19 protein-coding genes are annotated in these 18,956 nt (G+C 37.6%); 18 read left to right on the forward strand and 1 reads right to left on the reverse strand.

Going from position 1 to position 18,956, the window contains the following annotated elements:
- Positions 1-3 precede the first annotated feature (3 nt).
- From def to spoVM, 9 genes are read left to right on the forward strand one after another with little or no spacing between them, the layout of a single operon-like run.
- Positions 4-492: a peptide deformylase gene (gene def, locus MKY60_RS06365; RefSeq protein ID WP_340929090.1), complete on the forward strand. Its 489-nt coding sequence runs from the start codon at positions 4-6 to the stop codon at positions 490-492.
- The gene (gene fmt, locus MKY60_RS06370) at positions 489-1,430 is read left to right on the forward strand and encodes a methionyl-tRNA formyltransferase (RefSeq protein ID WP_340929091.1); all 942 of its coding nucleotides are present in this window, start codon (positions 489-491) and stop codon (positions 1,428-1,430) included. Before def ends, fmt begins: the two co-directional genes overlap by 4 nt.
- Positions 1,427-2,779 (forward strand): 16S rRNA (cytosine(967)-C(5))-methyltransferase RsmB, encoded by a 1,353-nt coding sequence (gene rsmB / locus MKY60_RS06375; RefSeq protein ID WP_340879362.1) that lies wholly within the window; start codon positions 1,427-1,429, stop codon positions 2,777-2,779. Before fmt ends, rsmB begins: the two co-directional genes overlap by 4 nt.
- Before the next feature lie 10 nt (positions 2,780-2,789).
- Complete coding sequence (locus MKY60_RS06380; protein WP_340929092.1) at positions 2,790-3,557, forward strand: Stp1/IreP family PP2C-type Ser/Thr phosphatase; 768 nt, start codon at positions 2,790-2,792, stop codon at positions 3,555-3,557.
- 2 nt (positions 3,558-3,559) lie between these two features.
- Positions 3,560-5,551, forward strand: a complete 1,992-nt coding sequence (pknB, locus tag MKY60_RS06385) for a Stk1 family PASTA domain-containing Ser/Thr kinase (RefSeq protein ID WP_340929095.1) — start codon at positions 3,560-3,562, stop codon at positions 5,549-5,551.
- 11 nt (positions 5,552-5,562) lie between these two features.
- Positions 5,563-6,444, forward strand: a complete 882-nt coding sequence (gene rsgA / locus MKY60_RS06390; RefSeq protein WP_090562700.1) for a ribosome small subunit-dependent GTPase A — start codon at positions 5,563-5,565, stop codon at positions 6,442-6,444.
- Positions 6,445-6,447: 3 nt separating this feature from the next.
- Entirely contained in the window at positions 6,448-7,116 is a 669-nt protein-coding gene (gene rpe, locus MKY60_RS06395; protein ID WP_093494434.1) for a ribulose-phosphate 3-epimerase, read from the forward strand.
- Positions 7,113-7,769 carry a thiamine diphosphokinase gene (locus MKY60_RS06400; protein ID WP_340929096.1) on the forward strand — a complete coding sequence of 219 codons (657 nt, stop codon included), beginning with the start codon at positions 7,113-7,115 and terminating at the stop codon, positions 7,767-7,769. The genes rpe and MKY60_RS06400 overlap by 4 nt, the downstream gene beginning before the upstream one ends.
- Positions 7,742-7,876: a stage V sporulation protein SpoVM gene (spoVM, locus tag MKY60_RS06405; protein WP_235753847.1), complete on the forward strand. Its 135-nt coding sequence runs from the start codon at positions 7,742-7,744 to the stop codon at positions 7,874-7,876. The genes MKY60_RS06400 and spoVM overlap by 28 nt, the downstream gene beginning before the upstream one ends.
- A 49-nt stretch (positions 7,877-7,925) precedes the next feature.
- On the opposite strand, the gene rpmB is transcribed toward spoVM, so the two are convergent.
- Positions 7,926-8,114 (reverse strand): 50S ribosomal protein L28, encoded by a 189-nt coding sequence (rpmB, locus tag MKY60_RS06410; protein WP_090562690.1) that lies wholly within the window; start codon positions 8,112-8,114, stop codon positions 7,926-7,928.
- Between the two features lie 1,070 nt (positions 8,115-9,184).
- On the opposite strand from rpmB, the gene MKY60_RS06415 reads away from it, so the two are divergent.
- The 9 genes from MKY60_RS06415 to fabG all read left to right on the forward strand — a co-directional run bounded on the left by MKY60_RS06415 (position 9,185) and on the right by fabG (position 18,757).
- Complete coding sequence (locus MKY60_RS06415; RefSeq protein WP_093494436.1) at positions 9,185-9,547, forward strand: Asp23/Gls24 family envelope stress response protein; 363 nt, start codon at positions 9,185-9,187, stop codon at positions 9,545-9,547.
- Between the two features lie 16 nt (positions 9,548-9,563).
- Complete coding sequence (locus tag MKY60_RS06420) at positions 9,564-11,219, forward strand: DAK2 domain-containing protein (RefSeq protein ID WP_093494437.1); 1,656 nt, start codon at positions 9,564-9,566, stop codon at positions 11,217-11,219.
- 569 nt (positions 11,220-11,788) lie between these two features.
- Positions 11,789-12,451, forward strand: a complete 663-nt coding sequence (gene sdaAB / locus MKY60_RS06425) for an L-serine ammonia-lyase, iron-sulfur-dependent subunit beta (RefSeq protein WP_090562682.1) — start codon at positions 11,789-11,791, stop codon at positions 12,449-12,451.
- Between the two features lie 12 nt (positions 12,452-12,463).
- Positions 12,464-13,363 carry an L-serine ammonia-lyase, iron-sulfur-dependent, subunit alpha gene (sdaAA, locus tag MKY60_RS06430; protein WP_090562679.1) on the forward strand — a complete coding sequence of 300 codons (900 nt, stop codon included), beginning with the start codon at positions 12,464-12,466 and terminating at the stop codon, positions 13,361-13,363.
- A complete protein-coding gene (gene recG, locus MKY60_RS06435) occupies positions 13,353-15,401 on the forward strand; it encodes an ATP-dependent DNA helicase RecG (RefSeq protein ID WP_093494438.1) in 2,049 nt (682 codons plus the stop codon). Before sdaAA ends, recG begins: the two co-directional genes overlap by 11 nt.
- Positions 15,402-15,497: 96 nt before the next feature.
- The gene (gene fapR / locus MKY60_RS06440; RefSeq protein WP_090562672.1) at positions 15,498-16,064 is read left to right on the forward strand and encodes a transcription factor FapR; all 567 of its coding nucleotides are present in this window, start codon (positions 15,498-15,500) and stop codon (positions 16,062-16,064) included.
- A gap of 15 nt (positions 16,065-16,079) precedes the next feature.
- Entirely contained in the window at positions 16,080-17,075 is a 996-nt protein-coding gene (gene plsX, locus MKY60_RS06445; RefSeq protein ID WP_340929099.1) for a phosphate acyltransferase PlsX, read from the forward strand.
- Positions 17,068-18,018: an ACP S-malonyltransferase gene (gene fabD, locus MKY60_RS06450; RefSeq protein WP_340929101.1), complete on the forward strand. Its 951-nt coding sequence runs from the start codon at positions 17,068-17,070 to the stop codon at positions 18,016-18,018. Before plsX ends, fabD begins: the two co-directional genes overlap by 8 nt.
- On the forward strand, positions 18,011-18,757 hold the full coding sequence (gene fabG, locus MKY60_RS06455; protein WP_093494441.1) for a 3-oxoacyl-[acyl-carrier-protein] reductase: 747 nt from the start codon (positions 18,011-18,013) through the stop codon (positions 18,755-18,757). The genes fabD and fabG overlap by 8 nt, the downstream gene beginning before the upstream one ends.
- The last annotated feature ends 199 nt before the right edge of the window (positions 18,758-18,956 follow it).

The following is an 18,956-nucleotide window of genomic DNA, read 5'->3' on the forward strand; positions in this document are numbered from 1 at the left end:
GAAATGGCAATACGACCAATTATTACACATCCAAATGATGTATTATTAAAGAAATGTAAAGAAATTACTGTATTTGATGCAAAACTAGCCGAACTTTTGGATGATATGTACGACACTATGGTAGCTTCTGATGGAATCGGAATAGCTGCTCCACAAGTCGGAGAGGCTATTCAAGCAGCAATCGTAGACCTAGGTGAAGGACAGGATATTATCGAAATGATTAATCCTGAGATAGTGGAAATCGGGGGATCAGAAATAGAAGTGGAAGGATGTTTAAGTTTTCCAGACATTTATGGGGAAGTAGAGCGTCCATTTCATGTAAAGGTAGAAGCTCAAGATCGAACAGGTGCTTTATATGAATTAGCAGCCGAGGATTATGAAGCCAGAGCCATTTTACATGAAATAGATCATTTGCATGGTGTTTTATTTACGACAAAGGTAATTCGTTATGTTGAGTTAGAAGAACTTGAAAACGAGGTGGAAGAAGTATGACATCTATTATCTTCATGGGTACCCCGGCATTCTCCGCACCTATCCTAAAAATGTTAGTGGATGGAGGCTATAAAGTAAAGGCTGTAGTAACTCAACCAGATCGACCAGTAGGTAGAAAAAAAGTGCTGACAGCACCTCCAGTAAAAGAAGAAGCTCTTAGACTTGGTTTACCTGTCATTCAACCAAATAAACTAAAGGGATCAGATGAATTAAAGCAAATTATCGCTCTTAAGCCAGATTTAATCATTACTGCTGCATTCGGGCAGATTCTCCCAAAAGAACTGTTGGATGTTCCTAACCTGGGCTGTATTAATGTTCATGCTTCGTTACTACCTGCCTACCGTGGAGGAGCTCCAATTCATCAAGCAATTATAGATGGACAAAGTAAAACAGGCGTCACAATAATGTATATGGAAGAGAAATTAGATGCCGGAGATATCATATCGCAAAGCGAAATATCTATAGAGCATAATGATGATACTGGTATGTTATTTGAAAAACTTAGTGCAGTAGGTTCTGAGCTTCTTAAAGAAACATTGCCTTCGATTATTGCAAAAACGAATAATCGTACTAAACAGGATGACACAAAAGTAACTTTTGCTAGAAATATTTCACGTGAACAAGAAAGAATAGACTGGAATAATTCAGCACTGGAATTACACAATCAAATCCGTGGGCTTCACCCATGGCCTGTAGCATATACAACTTTAGATGGACAGGTAGTTAAGATTTGGAAGGCGAATACTACCTCTATTCAAACAAATGAAAAACCTGGTACTGTTGTGGAAATTGGATCGGATCATTTTGCTGTTCAAACTGGAAAGTCAGAAGCAATTCGCATTAATGAGTTACAACCAGCTGGTAAAAAGAAAATGTCCGCAGAAGATTATTTGCGTGGCGTAGGTTCGAAATTGCGAATAGGAGATATATTTGAATGACGAAAAAAAGCGAAAAAATTTGGACAGGTAATGTCCGAGATGCTGCTCTTACTATTTTAATGGCTGTTGAAAAGCAGCAAGCGTATAGTAACTTGCTGTTACACCAAACGATAGAAAAGTATACGATTGACCCGAAAGACCGTGCATTACTTACGGAATTAACATATGGCACACTTCAATATAAAATGACATTAGATTACTATTTACAACCGTTTGTAAAAGGTAAATTAGATGATTGGGTTAAACAGTTACTACGCCTATCTCTGTATCAAATCCATTATTTATCGCGTATTCCTGATCACGCGGCTGTGAACGAGGCGGTCGAAATCGCGAAAAGAAGAGGACATAAAGGGATTGCCTCAGCAGTAAACGGAATATTACGCTCAATTTTAAGAGAAGGCGTTCGTTCTACGGAAGAGATTAAGGATAAAGAAGAACGACTATCTATCGAAACAAGCCACCCTCTATGGATGGTAAAGCGTTTCATATCTCAATATGGTTTTGAAACGACGGAGAAAATGCTGAAAGAAAATAATGAACCACCTGTTACAACTTTGCGAGTAAACTTATTTAAGCGTACAGTTGATCAAGTACTTCATCTAATGACACAAGAAGGACATATTGTGGCTAAAAGTGAAATCATTCCAGAGTGTATATACCTATTTAACGGACAAGCAGCTAGAACAACTGCTTATCAGGAGGGATTTGTAACAATTCAAGATGAAAGTTCGATGATTCCCGCTTATGTTCTTCAACCGGAACCCGGAATGACCGTTCTTGATATGTGTTCGGCACCCGGAGGTAAAACTACTCATATTGCCGAAAAAATGAAAAACACAGGGAAACTAGTGGCAATGGATATTCACCAGCATAAATTAAAGCTAGTGGAAGAAAATGCAGAGCGTTTAGGCTTTAGTTTTATCGAAACAGTGGAGATGGATGGAAGAAAAGCTAGTGAGAATTATGCAGAACAATCATTTGATCGCATACTTGTGGATGCGCCATGCAGTGGACTTGGCGTGATGAAACGTAAACCTGATATTAAGTATACAAAGAAGGAGAAGGATTTTGCTTCCCTTAAACCAATTCAAATGAACTTACTAGAAGAAGCATATAAACTATTAAAACCGGATGGATTAATGGTTTATAGTACGTGTACAGTTGATTTAGAAGAAAACGAAGGAACGACTCAGCTATTTCTAAATGCACATCCTGATATGGAACTTCAACAATTTCCAGACGTTATTAAACGTATAAAGAATCAGAAAAACGAAGGAACGCTTCAGATTTTCCCACAAGATTTACGTAGTGATGGATTTTATGTAGCTCTATTTCAAAAAAAGAAATAGAGACCACTCTTTGCCAAATTCAAAAGAGGTGAATGATAAGATGAAGTTTGTTGTGAAGACGGATGTAGGAATGAAAAGAACGGTAAATGAAGATAGAGTAGAGGTTTTTTTGCGAGAAGACGGACGGTTATTGGCTGTAATCGCAGATGGTATGGGTGGTCATAAAGCAGGAGACGTTGCGAGTGAGCTTGCTGTTACTGAGTTTAAAAAATATTTTGCTGCATTCAATCCGTTTATCGTAAAAGCTAGAGATTGGTTAACCTATACATTTCAATCGATCAACCAAACTGTTAGTAGGCATTCTAAAGTGAGTGCAGAATGTGCAGGTATGGGTACGACATTAATCGCTGGTTTGTTTGAAAATCATCAAGGAATTATCGCTCATGTTGGGGATAGCCGCGTCTATTTAATATCACCCGAGCAAGTCCTTCAAATTACTCGAGATCATTCGTATGTAAATGTTCTTATAGATTCTGGGGAAATTAGTGAGGAACAAGCGAAGACACATCCCAATAAAAATGTATTAATGAAAGCGATTGGTACTGAACGTACAATTCAACCAGACTTTTATGAGATTGTTTTTCACCCAAACTCTTATTTACTTTTTTGTACAGACGGTTTAAGCAATAAGATAAGTGAATCATTTATGCAGTCCATTTTATATTCTAAAAAGACGCTTGAAGAAAAAGGGCAAGTTTTAGTAGATGAGGCAAATAAGTCAGGCGGAGAAGATAATATTTCTTTAATCCTATTATCTAACAACGACAAGGAGGTGTGAGGATGCTAATAGGTAAAAGAATAAGTGGCAGATACAAGTTACTTGAAATGATTGGCGGAGGCGGCATGTCCAATGTTTACTTGGCACATGATATGATTTTAGATCGTGATGTAGCGATCAAAGTGTTGCGATATGATTTTTCTAATGAAGAAGAATTACACCGTCGTTTTCAACGTGAGGCCCTTTCTGCAACAAGCCTTACCCATCCCCATATTGTCAATATTTACGATGTAGGTGAAGATGAAGATATTCACTATATTGTCATGGAATATGTTAAGGGCAAAACGTTAAAAGAATACATACTGCTGAATGCACCGATTTCCCCAACGAAATCTGTAATGATTATGAAGCAACTTACGTCGGCTATTTCAACCGCTCATAATAATCATATTATTCACCGAGATATTAAACCGCAGAATATTTTGTTGGATGAAGAGGAAAATGTAAAGGTAACTGATTTTGGTATTGCGATGGCACTAAGTGCAACTTCCTATACCCAGACGAATTCTGTATTAGGTACAGTACATTATCTATCGCCTGAACAAGCACGAGGTGGTACGGCAACAAAACAGTCAGATATTTACGCATTAGGTATCGTTTTATTTGAACTCTTAACTGGACAACTCCCATTTTCAGGAGAGTCCGCGGTATCAATCGCATTAAAACATTTACAAACAGAAACGCCATCGATACGAAAGATTATTCCATCTATACCGCAAAGTATTGAAAATGTAGTGTTAAAAGCCACAGCGAAAGACCCGAAGGACAGGTACCGTTCTGCAGAAGAAATGGAAGCGGATTTGGCTACTGCATTATCTCCTGAAAGAGCTGGTGAGGAGAAATTCGTAGTAGCTGTTGATGATGATGCCACGAAGGTATTGCCAGTTATTAAAGAGCCTGTTTCATTTGATGAAGTTACTGAAACAAAAAAAATGTCCGCTTCAAATAAGGTTACGAAACCGGTAAAGCCAAAAAATAAGAACAAAAAACGGAAAATAATTGGTGGAATTCTAGGGGGAATAATTCTTTTATTATTGCTTTTGTTCATCGTTTTTCCTGGACTGTTTAAGGCTGATAAGATACCAGTACCAGATGTATCAAACCTAGAACTAGAAGAAGCTATTGAACAATTAGAGTCAGAAGGATTTATAATTGGCGATGAAACATTAGAGGTTTCAGAAGAAGTAGAAGAAAACAAGATAATTCGAACGACACCGGAAGCGGGCAAGCTTCGTGAAAAAAATACTGAAATTCATTTATTTGTTTCTTCAGGAAAAGAATCCTTTGTCCTTGAAAATTATGTCGGTAAAGATATAGATCAAGTAAAAATATTATTACAAAATTTCAATATAGAAACAGAGGAAGCTTTTGACGACCAGCCCAAAGGTACTATAATTGAGCAGACACCAGGTGTAGGTAAAGAAATTATTCCAGATGAAACGGATCTTCTATTTACTGTCAGTAAAGGTCCTGACTTACGTACGGTTAGCGATTTGACTGATTGGAACGAGAAAGCTTTGAAGGATTATGAAAAATCTTCTGGATTTAAAATAAAATATGTGAAGAGTAAAAATGACTCCGTTCCAAAAGGAAATGTGATAAATCAAACACCGAAACCAAATACAAAAGTGAGTCCTGGAAGCACGATAGAAGTAACTATTTCGGATGGTCCAAAGGCCAAGCCTACAAAGACTGTCGTAAAATCTGTTACGATCCCTTATAAACAGCCTGTAGTAGAAGAAGCGGATGAAGAAAATGGTAGTGATGAGGAAGAAAATAACGAGCAACCTGTTGCTCAAGAGCAAGTAGTTAGAATTTATATTCAAGATAAAACTCGTACAATGGCCGAGCCAGTCGAAGAATTTGTCTTAACTGAAACGGTAGTAAAACATTTGAAATTAGAAATTAGTGAAGGTGAAAAAGCAACATATCGGATTGATATAAACTCCACTGAGTTTGTACGAGAGACAATACCGTATGAAGATTTAGAATAGGGAGGTTTCGGATGCCAACAGGTCAAATTAGAAAAGCATTAAGCGGATTTTATTATGTTTATGATAATGGAAAGGTTATTCAATGTCGTGGAAGAGGTGTATTTAGAAACAGAGGTGAATCACCATTAGTTGGTGACTTTGTTGATTATACAGTGGAAGGAAAAAATGACGGTACAATTACAGTCATCCATGAACGAAAGAATAATTTGGTCCGTCCACCTATCGCTAATATTGATCAAGCAATACTGGTATTTTCAATTAAAGAACCTGATTTTAATACAATCTTATTGGATCGCTTTCTGGTTGTATTAGAATCATTTCATATTGAGCCTATTATTTGTTTGACTAAAAGCGACTTGATGGATGAGAAACTAGAAACTCAGATTAGGGAATATATGAAGGATTACGAAAAAATAGGTTATCAGTTGTTTATGACATATAAAGATGATCCTGCGTTTGATGAGAAAATTACTCCTTTATTAGAAGGTAAAACAACCGTTCTAGCAGGCCAATCCGGCGTGGGTAAATCAACCTTGTTAAATACGATTTTACCTTCCTTAGATTTAAAAACAGGTATAATCTCCAACGCATTAGGACGAGGTAAGCATACAACAAGGCATGTGGAACTTATTGAGGTTTGCGGGGGACTACTTGCAGATACACCGGGTTTTAGTTCGTTTGAGTTTGATTTGATGGAAAAAGAGGAACTTTACCGTTGTTTCCCTGAGTTTGTGGTAAAGCAAAATGACTGTAAGTTTCGAGAATGTATGCATGTAAAAGAACCAAAATGCGCAGTGAAAGAAGCAGTCGATACCGGGGAGATAAAATCATATCGGTACAAACATTATTTACAATTCTTAGAAGAAATTATGGATAGAAAGCCGAGGTACTAAATTATGGTGAAAATAGCGCCGTCTATACTAGCAGCAAACTTTTCTAAATTAGGAGAAGAGGTATTAGAAGTTGAAAAAGCGGGTGCAGAACTGATTCATATTGATGTAATGGACGGGCATTTTGTTCCGAATATTACGATGGGCCCAATTGTTGTAGAAGCGCTTCGTCCACTCACGAAGCTACCTTTAGATGTTCATTTGATGATCGAAAATGCGGATCAATACATTGAATCTTTTGCCAAGGCAGGAGCAGATTACATTACAGTTCATGTAGAGGCATGTCCACATTTGCATAGAACGATTCAACTAATCCGTTCATTCGGTGTAAAACCTGGAGTAGTCTTAAATCCTCATACACCGATCGAAACAATACAACATGTATTAGAGGATATTGATATGGTTCTTTTCATGACTGTTAATCCAGGATTTGGTGGACAGAAGTTTATACATTCTGTTGTACCTAAAGTAAAGCAGTTATCAGATATTATTAAAGAACGTAATTTATCTATTGAAATAGAAATTGATGGCGGTATCAATGAAGAAACAATTAAACCATGTGTCGAAGCAGGGGCTACTATATTAGTTGCTGGATCTGCAATTTATAACGCTCCTGACAAAGCAAAAGCCCTTCAAACGATTAAAGAAGCTGGTTTAAGTGTAGTTCCAAAATGAAGCGAGTAGTAGTTTGTTCAGGTGGACCATCTAAGGAAGTTGTTGATTTTAAACAACTTCCTTTTCATACAGATGAAGCTATTTTTATAGGCGCTGATCGTGGAGCTTTGGGGCTGCTAGAAGCGGGAATATTGCCAAATGAAGCTATAGGGGACTTTGATTCACTTACGCTAGAAGAGCAAAGTTTCATGAAGCAAAAAATAAAAAAAGTAACAGAACTACAAATGGAAAAAGATGAAACCGATACTCATATTGCAATACTCACTGCTTTAGAATATAAACCTGAAGAAGTAATCGTAACAGGAGTTACTGGTGGACGTTTAGATCATTATGAAGCGGCACTCCATGATATTTGTCGTTTTCAAATGGAAAATCCAACTATTATTTTTACCATCCAAAACAATCAAAATATCATTCAATTTTTACCATCGGGAACTCATACCATTAGTTTTGATAATCATTATAAGTATGTTTCTTTCTTCTCTTTTGGAGAACATGTGAAGAATATGAATTTACAAGGTTTTCTATACGATGTAAAAGATGAGTATATAAATGTTGGTAATGCTAAATTTACAAGCAATGAACTTAAAGATCGAACTGGTACTATCTCTTTTACTGCGGGCATATGTTTAATGATAAGAAGCAGCGACTAAAAGGGAGGAATTGTGTGAAGGTCTACACATTTAGATTGCCTAAATCGGTGAGTAGTTTTGTGAAGGTTTGTATACGGCTATTTAAAAAAGAAGAGAAGAAGAAATGAAAAAATGCCAGGTCGACTATTGTCGGCCTGGCATTAATTATGAGGGCGATTAAACGCGCTCAATTTTTCCTGATTTTAAAGCTCTCGCAGAAACCCATACACGTTTTGGTTTACCGTCTACAAGAATACGTACTTTTTGAAGGTTAGCTCCCCATGTACGTTTTGTAGAGTTCATTGCGTGAGAACGAGCATTACCCGAACGAGCTTTACGCCCAGTGATTGCACATACTTTTGGCATTATATTTCCTCCTTTAAAAAAGAAGCTGAAAGATTTTTCAGTTCGATATTTCACATACTTTAATAATTTACCACAGACCATAATGAAGTGCAAGACTTATCAAGAAAAAAACCTTTACAGCATAGAAAAGCGCAAGCGCCTGTATAAGACCCGAAAAGCGCTGGAAGGATTCCAAGAAAGGCGTATTTTGCCTTTATTGAAATCTTGAAGCGACTCGAGGGGCTAGGCGCTGGAGCTGGACAGCATAGAAAAGCGCAAGATGCCGTTTAGCAGTGAAAAGCGCTGGAAGAATTGTAGTAAAAGGCGTATTTTGCCTTTTCTACAATTCTGAAGCGATCGAGCTGCTGGCGTCTGGAGCTGGCCAACATATGCTCCTGCGGGGTCTTCATCTAACGCTTTTCCCGCTGGAGTCGCCGCCTTACGCTACAATCAGTTAAGTAGTAGTCCTTAATCATAAATTAATATCAAACGTTTATGATAAACACGATGAATATGCCGGGTCATATAAAGGCATTATCCAATGCATTCGACCCAACGAGTAGAAAGTAACTTTAGTAATTTGATTCTCCCCATTAGGAATAAAATATATTGGTAAAATTATCCTTTCCGCAAGTAATTGGTGATAGATCGCTAGTAAATATAGACTTAGAGCAAGTAAATCCTTTGCGACCGCAAGTAAGCTTTAGGTGGAAGCAAGTAAACGATAGGTGAGAGCAAGTAAAGATAAATTAAGATCAAATCATTCATTAAATATTAGGATATAAATGCTTCTTAAGTATATTTCATCTGTGTTCATGGTACTTTAAGTGCCTATAGAATAAAAAGGACAGTATACAACGCAGAGGCTCTAAATTAGTTATGAAAATCTTTAAAAAGGGTATTCTTAGGACTAGTAAAGGACAGAGTGTCTTTTTACCTGATTTCCCAAATTTACTTAAAAGTTTATTCATTTACTAACTAACACATATCACTAAAACATTGAAAAAGTGGACGAATGTAAACGTCTCTTTTATAATTTTAATGGGTGTAGTACAATAAAGGATAGTCAAAAAGACTTGGGAGGTCTTATCATGTCAATTGAATTGAAAAATGAATTCGGACTAATTGATATATCACAAGATACAGTTGCTCAAATTGCTGGTGGAGCAGCTATTGAATGCTATGGGATAGTTGGTATGGCATCAAAGCATCAAATTCGAGATGGATTAACAGATATATTAAGAAAAGAAAATTTCACTAAAGGTGTTTTAGTTAGACAAGAAAAAGATAATCTACATATTGATATGTATATAATTGTTAGCTACGGTACGAAAATTTCAGAAATAGCCTATCAAGTACAGTCAAAAGTAAAATACACACTAAACAAATCTCTTGGTATGTCAGTGAAATCCGTTAATGTGTATGTTCAAGGAGTTCGCGTGGCTAACGTGTAAATAAGGAGAGAAAATAATGAAATCAATCAATGGTATCCAATTTGCAGACATGGTTCAGATGGGAGCGCATCATCTCTTCCAGAACGCAGATTATGTAGATGCATTAAATGTATTTCCTGTTCCAGATGGTGACACAGGAACTAATATGAACTTATCCATGACTTCAGGTGCAAAAGAAACAGCTGCACATACAAATGAACATATTGGAAAAACAGCTCAAGCACTTTCTAAAGGGTTACTTATGGGGGCTCGTGGAAATTCAGGCGTTATTTTATCACAATTGTTCCGTGGTTTCGGTAAATCGATTGAACAATTAGATGTATTAAATGCAAAACAATTTGCAGATGCACTTAATTACGGTGTTGAAACTGCATATAAAGCAGTAATGAAACCAGTAGAAGGTACCATCTTAACTGTCGCAAAGGATTCTGCTAGAAAAGCTGTAGAGGTTAGCGAAGATGTGGATGATATTCGTGAACTAATGGAAGCAATTGTAATAGAAGCAAAAAAATCTTTAGATAGAACACCAGACTTATTACCTGTATTAAAAGAAGTTGGAGTAGTTGATAGTGGCGGACAAGGACTTGTATTTGTATATGAAGGGTTTTTAGCAAGTCTAAAAGGTGAAGCGTTGCCAAGTAAAACGATAGGTACTTCAATGGATGACCTTGTCAATGCTGAACATCATATGAATGTTCAAGGGTTTATGGATACTGCAGATATTGAATTCGGCTTTTGTACAGAATTTATGGTTCGTTTTGAAGAAGGCAAAAAAGCATTTAATGAAACGGCATTCCGTAATGATTTAAGTGAATATGGCGATTCTTTACTAGTGATTTCTGATGATGAAATTGCTAAAATTCATATTCATTCAGAAACGCCTGGTGAGGTTCTAACATACGGTCAACAATACGGGGACCTCATTAAGATAAAAATAGAAAATATGCGTCAGCAGCATACAGAAATCGTTGGAGAAGGATATTCTTCTGAAGCAACTGCAAAAAAAGTTGAAATTCATCCATATGCGATTGTTACTGTAGCGATGGGGCCAGGAGTTTCGGAATTATTAAAAAGCCTAGGAGCATCAGCAATAATTGAGGGCGGACAAACAATGAATCCTTCAACTGAGGATATTGTTAAAGCTGTAGAGGCAGTTGGAGCTGAGCGAGTTTTAATCTTACCGAACAATAAAAATATTGTAATGGCTGCTGAACAAGCTGCGGAAATACTGGGAATTGAAGCTGCGGTAGTTCCTACTAAAACTATCCCACAAGGAATGGCTGCAATATTAGCCTTTAATCCACAAGCAACCGTAGACGAAAATAAAAACAATATGACTGAAGCATATGCACATGTCAAAACTGGACAAGTTACATTTGCTGTTCGTGATACGTCAATAGATGGTGTAGAAATCAAAAAAGACGATTTTATGGCGCTTGCAGAAGGTAAGATTGTTCTTTCTAATCCTTCCTTAAAAGAGGTAACTACTAGCTTGATCCAATCATTAATGGACGAAGAAGCTGAAATTGTTACTGTCATATACGGAGAAGACGTAAGTGAAGAGGAAGCAAACGAATTTGCTGCTTTTATCGAAGCGCAATACGGAGATGTAGAAGTAGAAGTCTATAATGGTAAACAGCCATTATACCCATATATTTTATCTGTAGAATAATACAAAAACCATGTGGAGAATTTTTCTCTACATGGTTTTTTCTTGCTTTATTCGAGTCAAATTCATAATTACTTGTTTCTTTTAAAAATACGCATGTTTACTTAATATCGCAATATATTATTTGTTTTTTTAAAAGCGATCCCGATGATTGGAGTGGCAGGCGGCGACTCCAGCGGGACCAGCACGAGTAACAGCAGGAGCATATGTTTTCGTGGTGACGAGGAGATTGAAGCCGTGCCCGAGGAAAGCGCCGCCTAGAGCGGAAATCAGCTTTGTTCGGATTTAACTATATAATATTCTTTATGAAATTGATTCATTCATATGAAAATTAATATGCTAACCAAGCTGATTTCTTGCTCCTAAGTGAGATTTACATGTGGAAGGGAAAATTTATCCTTTAAATCTAACCACTCCTTATATTGTCTCGATTCACTTCAAAACATATAATAGATAATATATCTTCGTAATCCATTTGCTCAACACTTAACTTAACAAAATACAATACTTTGTTTATTTTCTGCTTTGAGTGTAAAATGGGATTACTAAAACATCTTGTGGAGGTTTAATCAGTGAAATTTAAATCTGTTTTTGATATTATCGGACCTGTCATGATTGGTCCCTCCTCCTCACATACTGCAGGGGCGGCTCGCATTGGAAGAGTGGCTAGAGACTTATTTGGAAAACAGCCTACATGGGCTAAAATACATTTATATGGATCTTTTGCTGAAACTTATAAAGGACATGGAACAGACAAAGCTATTATTGGTGGATTGCTAGATTACGATACATTTGATGAACGTATTAAGACAGCGTTTGAAGATGCACAACTAGCAGGCTTAACATATGAATTTATACCAGAAACTGCAAATACTGAGCACCCGAATACCGCTCGCATCGTTATTGGCGACGAAACTTCAGAAATGTCTATGGTCGGAATCTCAATTGGTGGAGGAAAGACGGAAATTACGGAGTTAAATGGTTTTCCGCTACGTCTATCTGGTGATTTAGCTGCTATTTTAGTAGTTCACGAGGATCGTTCAGGATGTATTGCAAGTGTTTCGAACTGTTTGGCAAAATATGATATTAACATTGGACATATGGAAGTTTCACGTAAAGAAAAAGGGAATATGGCATTAATGGTTATTGAAGTCGATCAAAATGTGAATGCACAACTATTAAAAGAAATCAGCGATTTACCTAATATTACGCAAGTAACTAGAATCGCCGATTAAGGGGGAATACAAATGGAAGTTCTATTTCGTAATGTTCGCGAATTAGTGGAGCGAGCAACCCAGGAAAATAAACTTATCTCCGAAATAATGATAGAACAAGAAATAATGATTACGGATCGTTCAAGAGAAGAAATAATGGCTCAAATGGATCGTAATTTGACGGTGATGGAAGAAGCTGTAGAAAAAGGATTACGCGGGGTTCAGTCTACTTCAGGCTTAACTGGTGGGGATGCTGTTCTACTACAAAACTATCTTAAAAAAGGGAATACGTTAACTGGAGAGCTGATGTTAGATGCCGTAAGCAAAGCTGTAGCAACTAACGAAGTTAATGCTGCTATGGGAACGATATGTGCAACGCCTACAGCAGGGTCTGCAGGAGTAGTTCCAGGTACTTTATTTGCGGTTAAAAACAAATTGAATCCTACAAGAGAGCAAATGATACGTTACTTGTTCACATCTGGTGCGTTTGGATTTGTAGTTGCAAATAATGCTTCTATTTCAGGAGCAGCAGGTGGTTGTCAGGCTGAAGTTGGATCAGCATCAGGAATGGCTGCTGCTGCAATAGTAGAAATGGCTGGCGGGTCTCCTGCTCAATGTGCCGAAGCTTTTGCGATAACCTTAAAAAATATGCTTGGATTAGTTTGTGATCCTGTAGCTGGACTAGTCGAAGTACCTTGCGTGAAAAGAAATGCCATGGGTGCTTCTAATTCGTTGGTTGCAGCCGATATGGCACTTGCGGGTGTGACGAGTCGAATTCCTTGTGATGAAGTAATTGATGCTATGTATAAAATTGGACAGACGATGCCTGCTTCTCTAAGAGAAACAGGTCAGGGTGGTCTTGCAGCAACTCCTACCGGTAAGTGGTTGGAAGCTAAAATTTTTGGTGGGGCAGTAGTGGGAAGTGGAAACTAGTAAGAATGATCTAGTTACTTCTTTAAAAGGAGTTGGAACTGGAACAGCTAAAGCATTACAGGACCTAGGAATTGTTACATTAGAGGATTTAGTCATGACATTTCCATATAGACACGAGGATTTCCGACTGAAGAACTTAGCAGAAACAGCGCATAATGAACGAGTTACGATAGAGGGAAGGGTCGAAAGCGAGCCTTCACTTCTTTTTTTAGGGAAGAACAAATCCAGAATGCAAGTCCGTATTCTGGCAGGGCAGCATTTAATAAAAGCTGTATTATTTAATCAAGGTTATTTAAAAGATAAAATTATTCCTGGTTCCATTGTAACAGTCACAGGAAAATGGGATCGAGGTAGACAGGTTATTAATGTCTCCACTTTTTCGATTGGTCCAAAAACGGACTTACAGGATTTTGAACCGGTATATTCTCTTAAAGGTTCAATCAATCAAAAAACATTTCGAAAATTTATGAGGCAAGCATTAACTCAAATGAAGGGATCCCTAGTAGATCCATTACCAGAGTCTATTCGAGTACCATATCGTTTACCAAGTATATCAGATGCTTTAGAAGGTATTCATTTCCCACTAGATGCGGAGCATTCTAAAGATGCGAGAAGACGCTTTGTATATGAGGAATTACTAGTTTTTCAATTAAAAATGCAGGCCATAAAAAAGGTGCGAAAAGAACAAAACATCGGAAATGGGATTGCCTTCCATAATGACTTAGTTAAAAAGTTAATAGAAACTTTACCTTATGAACTGACAAGTGCTCAAAAAAGAGTAGTAAATGAAATATGTCGAGACTTACGTGAACCTCATCGTATGAACCGCCTTCTACAGGGCGATGTTGGATCCGGGAAAACAATTGTAGCTGCTATTTGCTTATATGCAGTTATTACAGCAGGGTATCAAGGCGCGCTTATGGCACCGACAGAAATATTAGCTGAGCAACATGCAAGCTCACTTGATGAATGGCTATCTCCAATGGGTGTCAGAATTGCATTGCTGACAGGTTCTACAAAAGCTAAAGCAAGAAGAGCAGTATTAGAAAATCTTGAAGCTGGAACTATAGATCTTTTGATAGGTACACACGCATTAATTCAACCAGATGTTGAATTTAAAAAGCTCGGTCTTGTTATAACAGATGAGCAACATCGATTTGGCGTGGAGCAGCGGAGGGTCCTAAAAGATAAAGGTGAAAATCCAGATGTCCTTTTTATGACTGCGACTCCTATACCTCGTACTTTAGCAATTACGGCTTTTGGTGAAATGGATGTTTCCATTATTGACGAAATGCCTGCAGGTCGTAAGAAAATAGAAACTCATTGGATGAAGCCTGATCAGCTAAATAAACTAATAGCTCGATTAAAAAATGAACTGGCCGCTGGGAGACAAGCTTATATAATTTGTCCCTTAATCGAGGAGTCTGAAAAGCTCGATGTCCAAAATGCAGTGGATGTGTATAATATGATGTCTGAGGAACTGAAGGGTAACTCTACAGTTGGATTAATGCATGGAAGACTCCATTCTGATGAGAAAGAAGCAGTAATGAGAGATTTCTCAGAAGGCATCATCCAAGTATTAGTTTCCACTACTGTTGTAGAGGTTGGCGTGAATGTTCCGAATGCAACATTTATGATTATTTTCGATGCAGAACGTTTTGGTTTAGCTCAGCTTCATCAATTGCGTGGGCGAGTTGGTCGAGGTGAATATCAATCGTATTGTATATTGCTAGCTGATCCAAAGTCCGAAGAAGGAAAAGAGCGAATGATTTCCATGACCGAGACAAACGATGGATTTGTCCTAGCAGAAAAAGATTTAGAGCTTCGAGGAGCTGGCGACTTTTTCGGGAAAAAGCAAAGTGGGCTTCCAGAGTTTAAAGTAGCAGATCTTGTACACGATTATAGGGCTTTGAATACTGCCAAGGTAGATGCAGAGAGGTTATTAGACTCTGAAGAATTTTGGAATTCTGATGAAATGACCTTGCTTAGGGATATACTAATCAATTCAAAAGCTATGGACGGTGAACGAATTGATTAAAGAGAATGTAAGAATGATTTTGAATCAATTCTTGCATTCTTTTTTTAATATTTATATACTGATATTAGTACCAAGTGCTAAAATGGTGGTGAAGAAATGAAATACTCCAAAAAAGATAGGCAGAAATTACTTCTAGAGACGCTAGAGAAAAATCCGTTTATTACAGATGAAAATTTAGCCTCTACTTTCAAAGTGAGCGTTCAAACTATTCGATTGGATAGAATGGAATTATCTATTCCAGAATTGCGGGAACGTATTAAATCTGTAGCTGCTCATAACTTTGAAGAAGAGGTCAAATCCCTTCCAATTGATGAAGTAATTGGAGAGATTATAGATATAGATCTTGATAAGCAAGCCATTTCGATATTGGATATTACAAAAGATCATGTATTCGCTAGAAATGGTATAGCAAGAGGACACCATTTATTTGCCCAGGCAAATTCATTGGCTGTTGCGGTTATAAATGACGATCTTGCACTCACTCGAAAGTCAAACCTTACTTTTGTCAAACCTGTAAAAGCAGGTGATCGTGTAATTGCAAAAGCGGTAGTAACAAATAGTGATGCCGAAAAGAATAGTACGATAATAGAGGTAACTAGTAAAGTTGAAAATGAGACTGTTTTCGTAGGTCAATTTAGTATGTACAGAGTTACAATGTCATAAAAAAGGTGATAAAAAATGAAAATTTCGATAGATGCAATGGGCGGCGACAATGCTCCTCATGAAATTGTAAAGGGTGTTTATGAGGCATTAGATGCGTTCGCTGATGTAGAAATTCAACTATATGGTGATAAGGAAAAGCTTGCTTCTTTAATCAGACATCATGAACGTTTAACGGTTATACATACAGATGAAGTAATTGAAGGAACGGATGAACCTGTTCGTGCAATTAGAAGAAAGAAAAATTCCTCGCTGGTTAAAATGGCGGAATCCGTGAAAAATGGAGATTCGAATGCATGTGTGTCAGCCGGGAATACTGGTGCTTTAATGGCAGCAGGATTATTTATAGTTGGTCGAATCGATCAAGTAGATCGACCTGCTTTAGCGCCAACCTTACCTACACTAGATGGTAAAGGATTTGTTATGCTGGATTTAGGGGCTAATGCGGATGCTAAACCAGAGCATTTAGAGCAGTTTGCGGTTATGGGTAGCATATATGCTGAGAAAGTTCGAGGAATTTCAAATCCTCGTGTTGGGCTATTGAACATTGGGACGGAAGATATTAAAGGGAACGAGCTAACTAAAGCGGCATTTACTCTCTTAAAGGACGCCCCGATTAATTTCATAGGCAATGTTGAATCTCGAGATTTACTTACTGGAGTAGCAGACGTTGTTGTAACCGATGGTTTTACTGGTAATATGGTACTTAAAACGATTGAAGGTACTACTTCGGGTATATTTACTTTATTGAAGGAAGCTTTTAATACATCCGCTAAAACGAAAATTTCTGCTTTATTGGTTAAAAGTGAACTTAAAGGATTAAAAAATACCCTAGATTACTCTGAATATGGTGGTGCAGGTTTATTCGGACTAAAGGCTCCTGTTATTAAAGCCCATGGGTCTTCAAACGGTCGTGCAATCTATCATGCAATAAGACAGGCTCGAACAATGGTGGAGCATAATGTTGCAGACATCATTTCTACCACATTAAGAAAGGAATCATCCAATGACTAAAATAGCTTTTATCTTTCCTGGACAAGGATCTCAATCAGTAGGGATGGGTCAACAATTAGTAGAGAATAATGAAGAATGCCGTACTTTCTATGAGCGGGCAAATGAGGTATTAGGATTTTCTTTGAGTGAGCTTATGTTACATGGACCTGCTGAGGATCTTACTAAAACTTATAATGCACAGCCAGCATTGCTAACTGCAAGTTCAATGGTTGCATACAAACTAAAACAAGCTGGAATCATTCCGCATTTCACTGCTGGTCATAGTTTAGGTGAATATTCTGCCCTTGTTGCATCAAATGTTCTAAGCTTTGAGGAAGCTGTTTTATTGGTTCATCAAAGAGGGGTATATATGAACGAGGCAGTGCCAGCAGGAGAAGGGGCAATGGCAGCGATACTAGGATTGGGCAGAGAAGAATTGTCTGCTGTCACAGATTTTGTTTCAGCAAATGGTGAGGTTGTCCAAATAGCTAACTTAAATTGTCCTGGGCAAATTGTTATTTCGGGTACCGCTTCTGGAGTAGAATTGGCTTCTAGTAAAGCAAAAGAAGCTGGTGCAAAAAGAGCAATTCCTTTAGTTGTTAGTGGTCCATTCCACTCCGAATTAATGAGACCTGCAGCGGAGCAATTAGACGCCGCTATTTCAGCGGTCGAATTACGACAAGCTTCTATACCTGTAATTTCCAATGTAACTGCTGAACCGGTTACAGATGCTAGTCATATTAAAAACTTGCTTGTAGAACAATTGTATTCACCTGTTCGATGGGAAGAATCAATTCGACAAATGATTGCGCTAGGAACTACCGTCTTTGTGGAATGTGGTCCTGGAAAAGTATTAAGTGGTTTAGTGAAAAAAATTGATCGATCTGTAACTACTTATTGTGTGTATGATGAAGTGACGTTACAGCAAGTTATTACAGAGTTAGGAGATGCACAAAATGGGTAAATTAGATGGTAAATCTGCAATTGTAACTGGTGCCTCTCGTGGGATAGGGAGAGATATTGCTCTATATTTAGCAAAAGAAGGAGCAATGGTAGCTGTAAACTATAGTGGTAGTAAAGATAGAGCGGATGCAGTTGTAGAAGAGATTAAGGTAACTGGTGGAAAGGCATTTGCAATTCAAGCGAATGTCGACCAATCAGATGATGTTCAAAATCTAATAAGCTCAACTATAGAACAATACGGTTCTGTAGATATTTTAGTGAACAATGCTGGTATCACTCGAGATAATCTTCTTATGCGTATGAAGGAGCAAGAGTGGGATGATGTGCTTAATACGAACTTAAAAGGTGTCTTTCTATGTACAAAAGCTGTCACAAGACAAATGATGAAACAACGTGCTGGCCGAATCATAAATATCACTTCCATTGTCGGTGTATCTGGTAATGCAGGGCAGGCAAATTATGTCGCTGCAAAAGCAGGTGTTATTGGTTTAACAAAGTCATCTGCAAAAGAATTGGCAAGTCGTAATATCACGGTGAACTCGGTTGCTCCAGGATTTATTACAACAGATATGACAGATGCCTTGCCAGAGGATATTAAGTCTCAAATGCTTAGTCAGATCCCTCTGGCTAAGTTTGGGAATCCATTGGATGTTGCTAAGGCTGTTGCATTTTTAGCATCAGAAGACGCAAATTATATAACAGGTCAAACAATTCATGTTAATGGCGGAATGTATATGTAAGATATCTATTCCAAAAGGTGCCTATATTGAGTTTTATATGACTTTACTTATTTATCGTGTTTACATAAAAGCTCAATTAAAATTAGGGGTAAGGGTCCGCCTACAACGGAAAATAATAGTAGTGTTTAACAGGGGTTTAAATTACAGTGACTCTTTCATTAAATTGCAGGATTTTGTATAATCATTGAGGGGAGGTGAC

Origin of the sequence: Psychrobacillus sp. FSL K6-1415 (assembly GCF_038003185.1) — a bacterium.
GTDB classification, from domain to species: Bacteria; Bacillota; Bacilli; order Bacillales_A; family Planococcaceae; genus Psychrobacillus; species Psychrobacillus psychrodurans.

What these genes read in the sequence shown, in the direction of transcription:
- def (WP_340929090.1), top strand. Translation starts at nt 4, where the DNA reads ATGGCAATACGACCAATTATTACACATCCAAATGATGTATTATTAAAG.
- fmt (WP_340929091.1), top strand. Translation starts at nt 489, where the DNA reads ATGACATCTATTATCTTCATGGGTACCCCGGCATTCTCCGCACCTATC.
- rsmB (WP_340879362.1), top strand. Translation starts at nt 1,427, where the DNA reads ATGACGAAAAAAAGCGAAAAAATTTGGACAGGTAATGTCCGAGATGCT.
- pknB (WP_340929095.1), top strand. Translation starts at nt 3,560, where the DNA reads ATGCTAATAGGTAAAAGAATAAGTGGCAGATACAAGTTACTTGAAATG.
- rsgA (WP_090562700.1), top strand. Translation starts at nt 5,563, where the DNA reads ATGCCAACAGGTCAAATTAGAAAAGCATTAAGCGGATTTTATTATGTT.
- rpe (WP_093494434.1), top strand. Translation starts at nt 6,448, where the DNA reads ATGGTGAAAATAGCGCCGTCTATACTAGCAGCAAACTTTTCTAAATTA.
- MKY60_RS06400 (WP_340929096.1), top strand. Translation starts at nt 7,113, where the DNA reads ATGAAGCGAGTAGTAGTTTGTTCAGGTGGACCATCTAAGGAAGTTGTT.
- spoVM (WP_235753847.1), top strand. Translation starts at nt 7,742, where the DNA reads ATGTTTAATGATAAGAAGCAGCGACTAAAAGGGAGGAATTGTGTGAAG.
- rpmB (WP_090562690.1), bottom strand. Translation starts at nt 8,114, where the DNA reads ATGCCAAAAGTATGTGCAATCACTGGGCGTAAAGCTCGTTCGGGTAAT.
- MKY60_RS06415 (WP_093494436.1), top strand. Translation starts at nt 9,185, where the DNA reads ATGTCAATTGAATTGAAAAATGAATTCGGACTAATTGATATATCACAA.
- MKY60_RS06420 (WP_093494437.1), top strand. Translation starts at nt 9,564, where the DNA reads ATGAAATCAATCAATGGTATCCAATTTGCAGACATGGTTCAGATGGGA.
- sdaAA (WP_090562679.1), top strand. Translation starts at nt 12,464, where the DNA reads ATGGAAGTTCTATTTCGTAATGTTCGCGAATTAGTGGAGCGAGCAACC.
- fapR (WP_090562672.1), top strand. Translation starts at nt 15,498, where the DNA reads ATGAAATACTCCAAAAAAGATAGGCAGAAATTACTTCTAGAGACGCTA.
- plsX (WP_340929099.1), top strand. Translation starts at nt 16,080, where the DNA reads ATGAAAATTTCGATAGATGCAATGGGCGGCGACAATGCTCCTCATGAA.
- fabD (WP_340929101.1), top strand. Translation starts at nt 17,068, where the DNA reads ATGACTAAAATAGCTTTTATCTTTCCTGGACAAGGATCTCAATCAGTA.
- fabG (WP_093494441.1), top strand. Translation starts at nt 18,011, where the DNA reads ATGGGTAAATTAGATGGTAAATCTGCAATTGTAACTGGTGCCTCTCGT.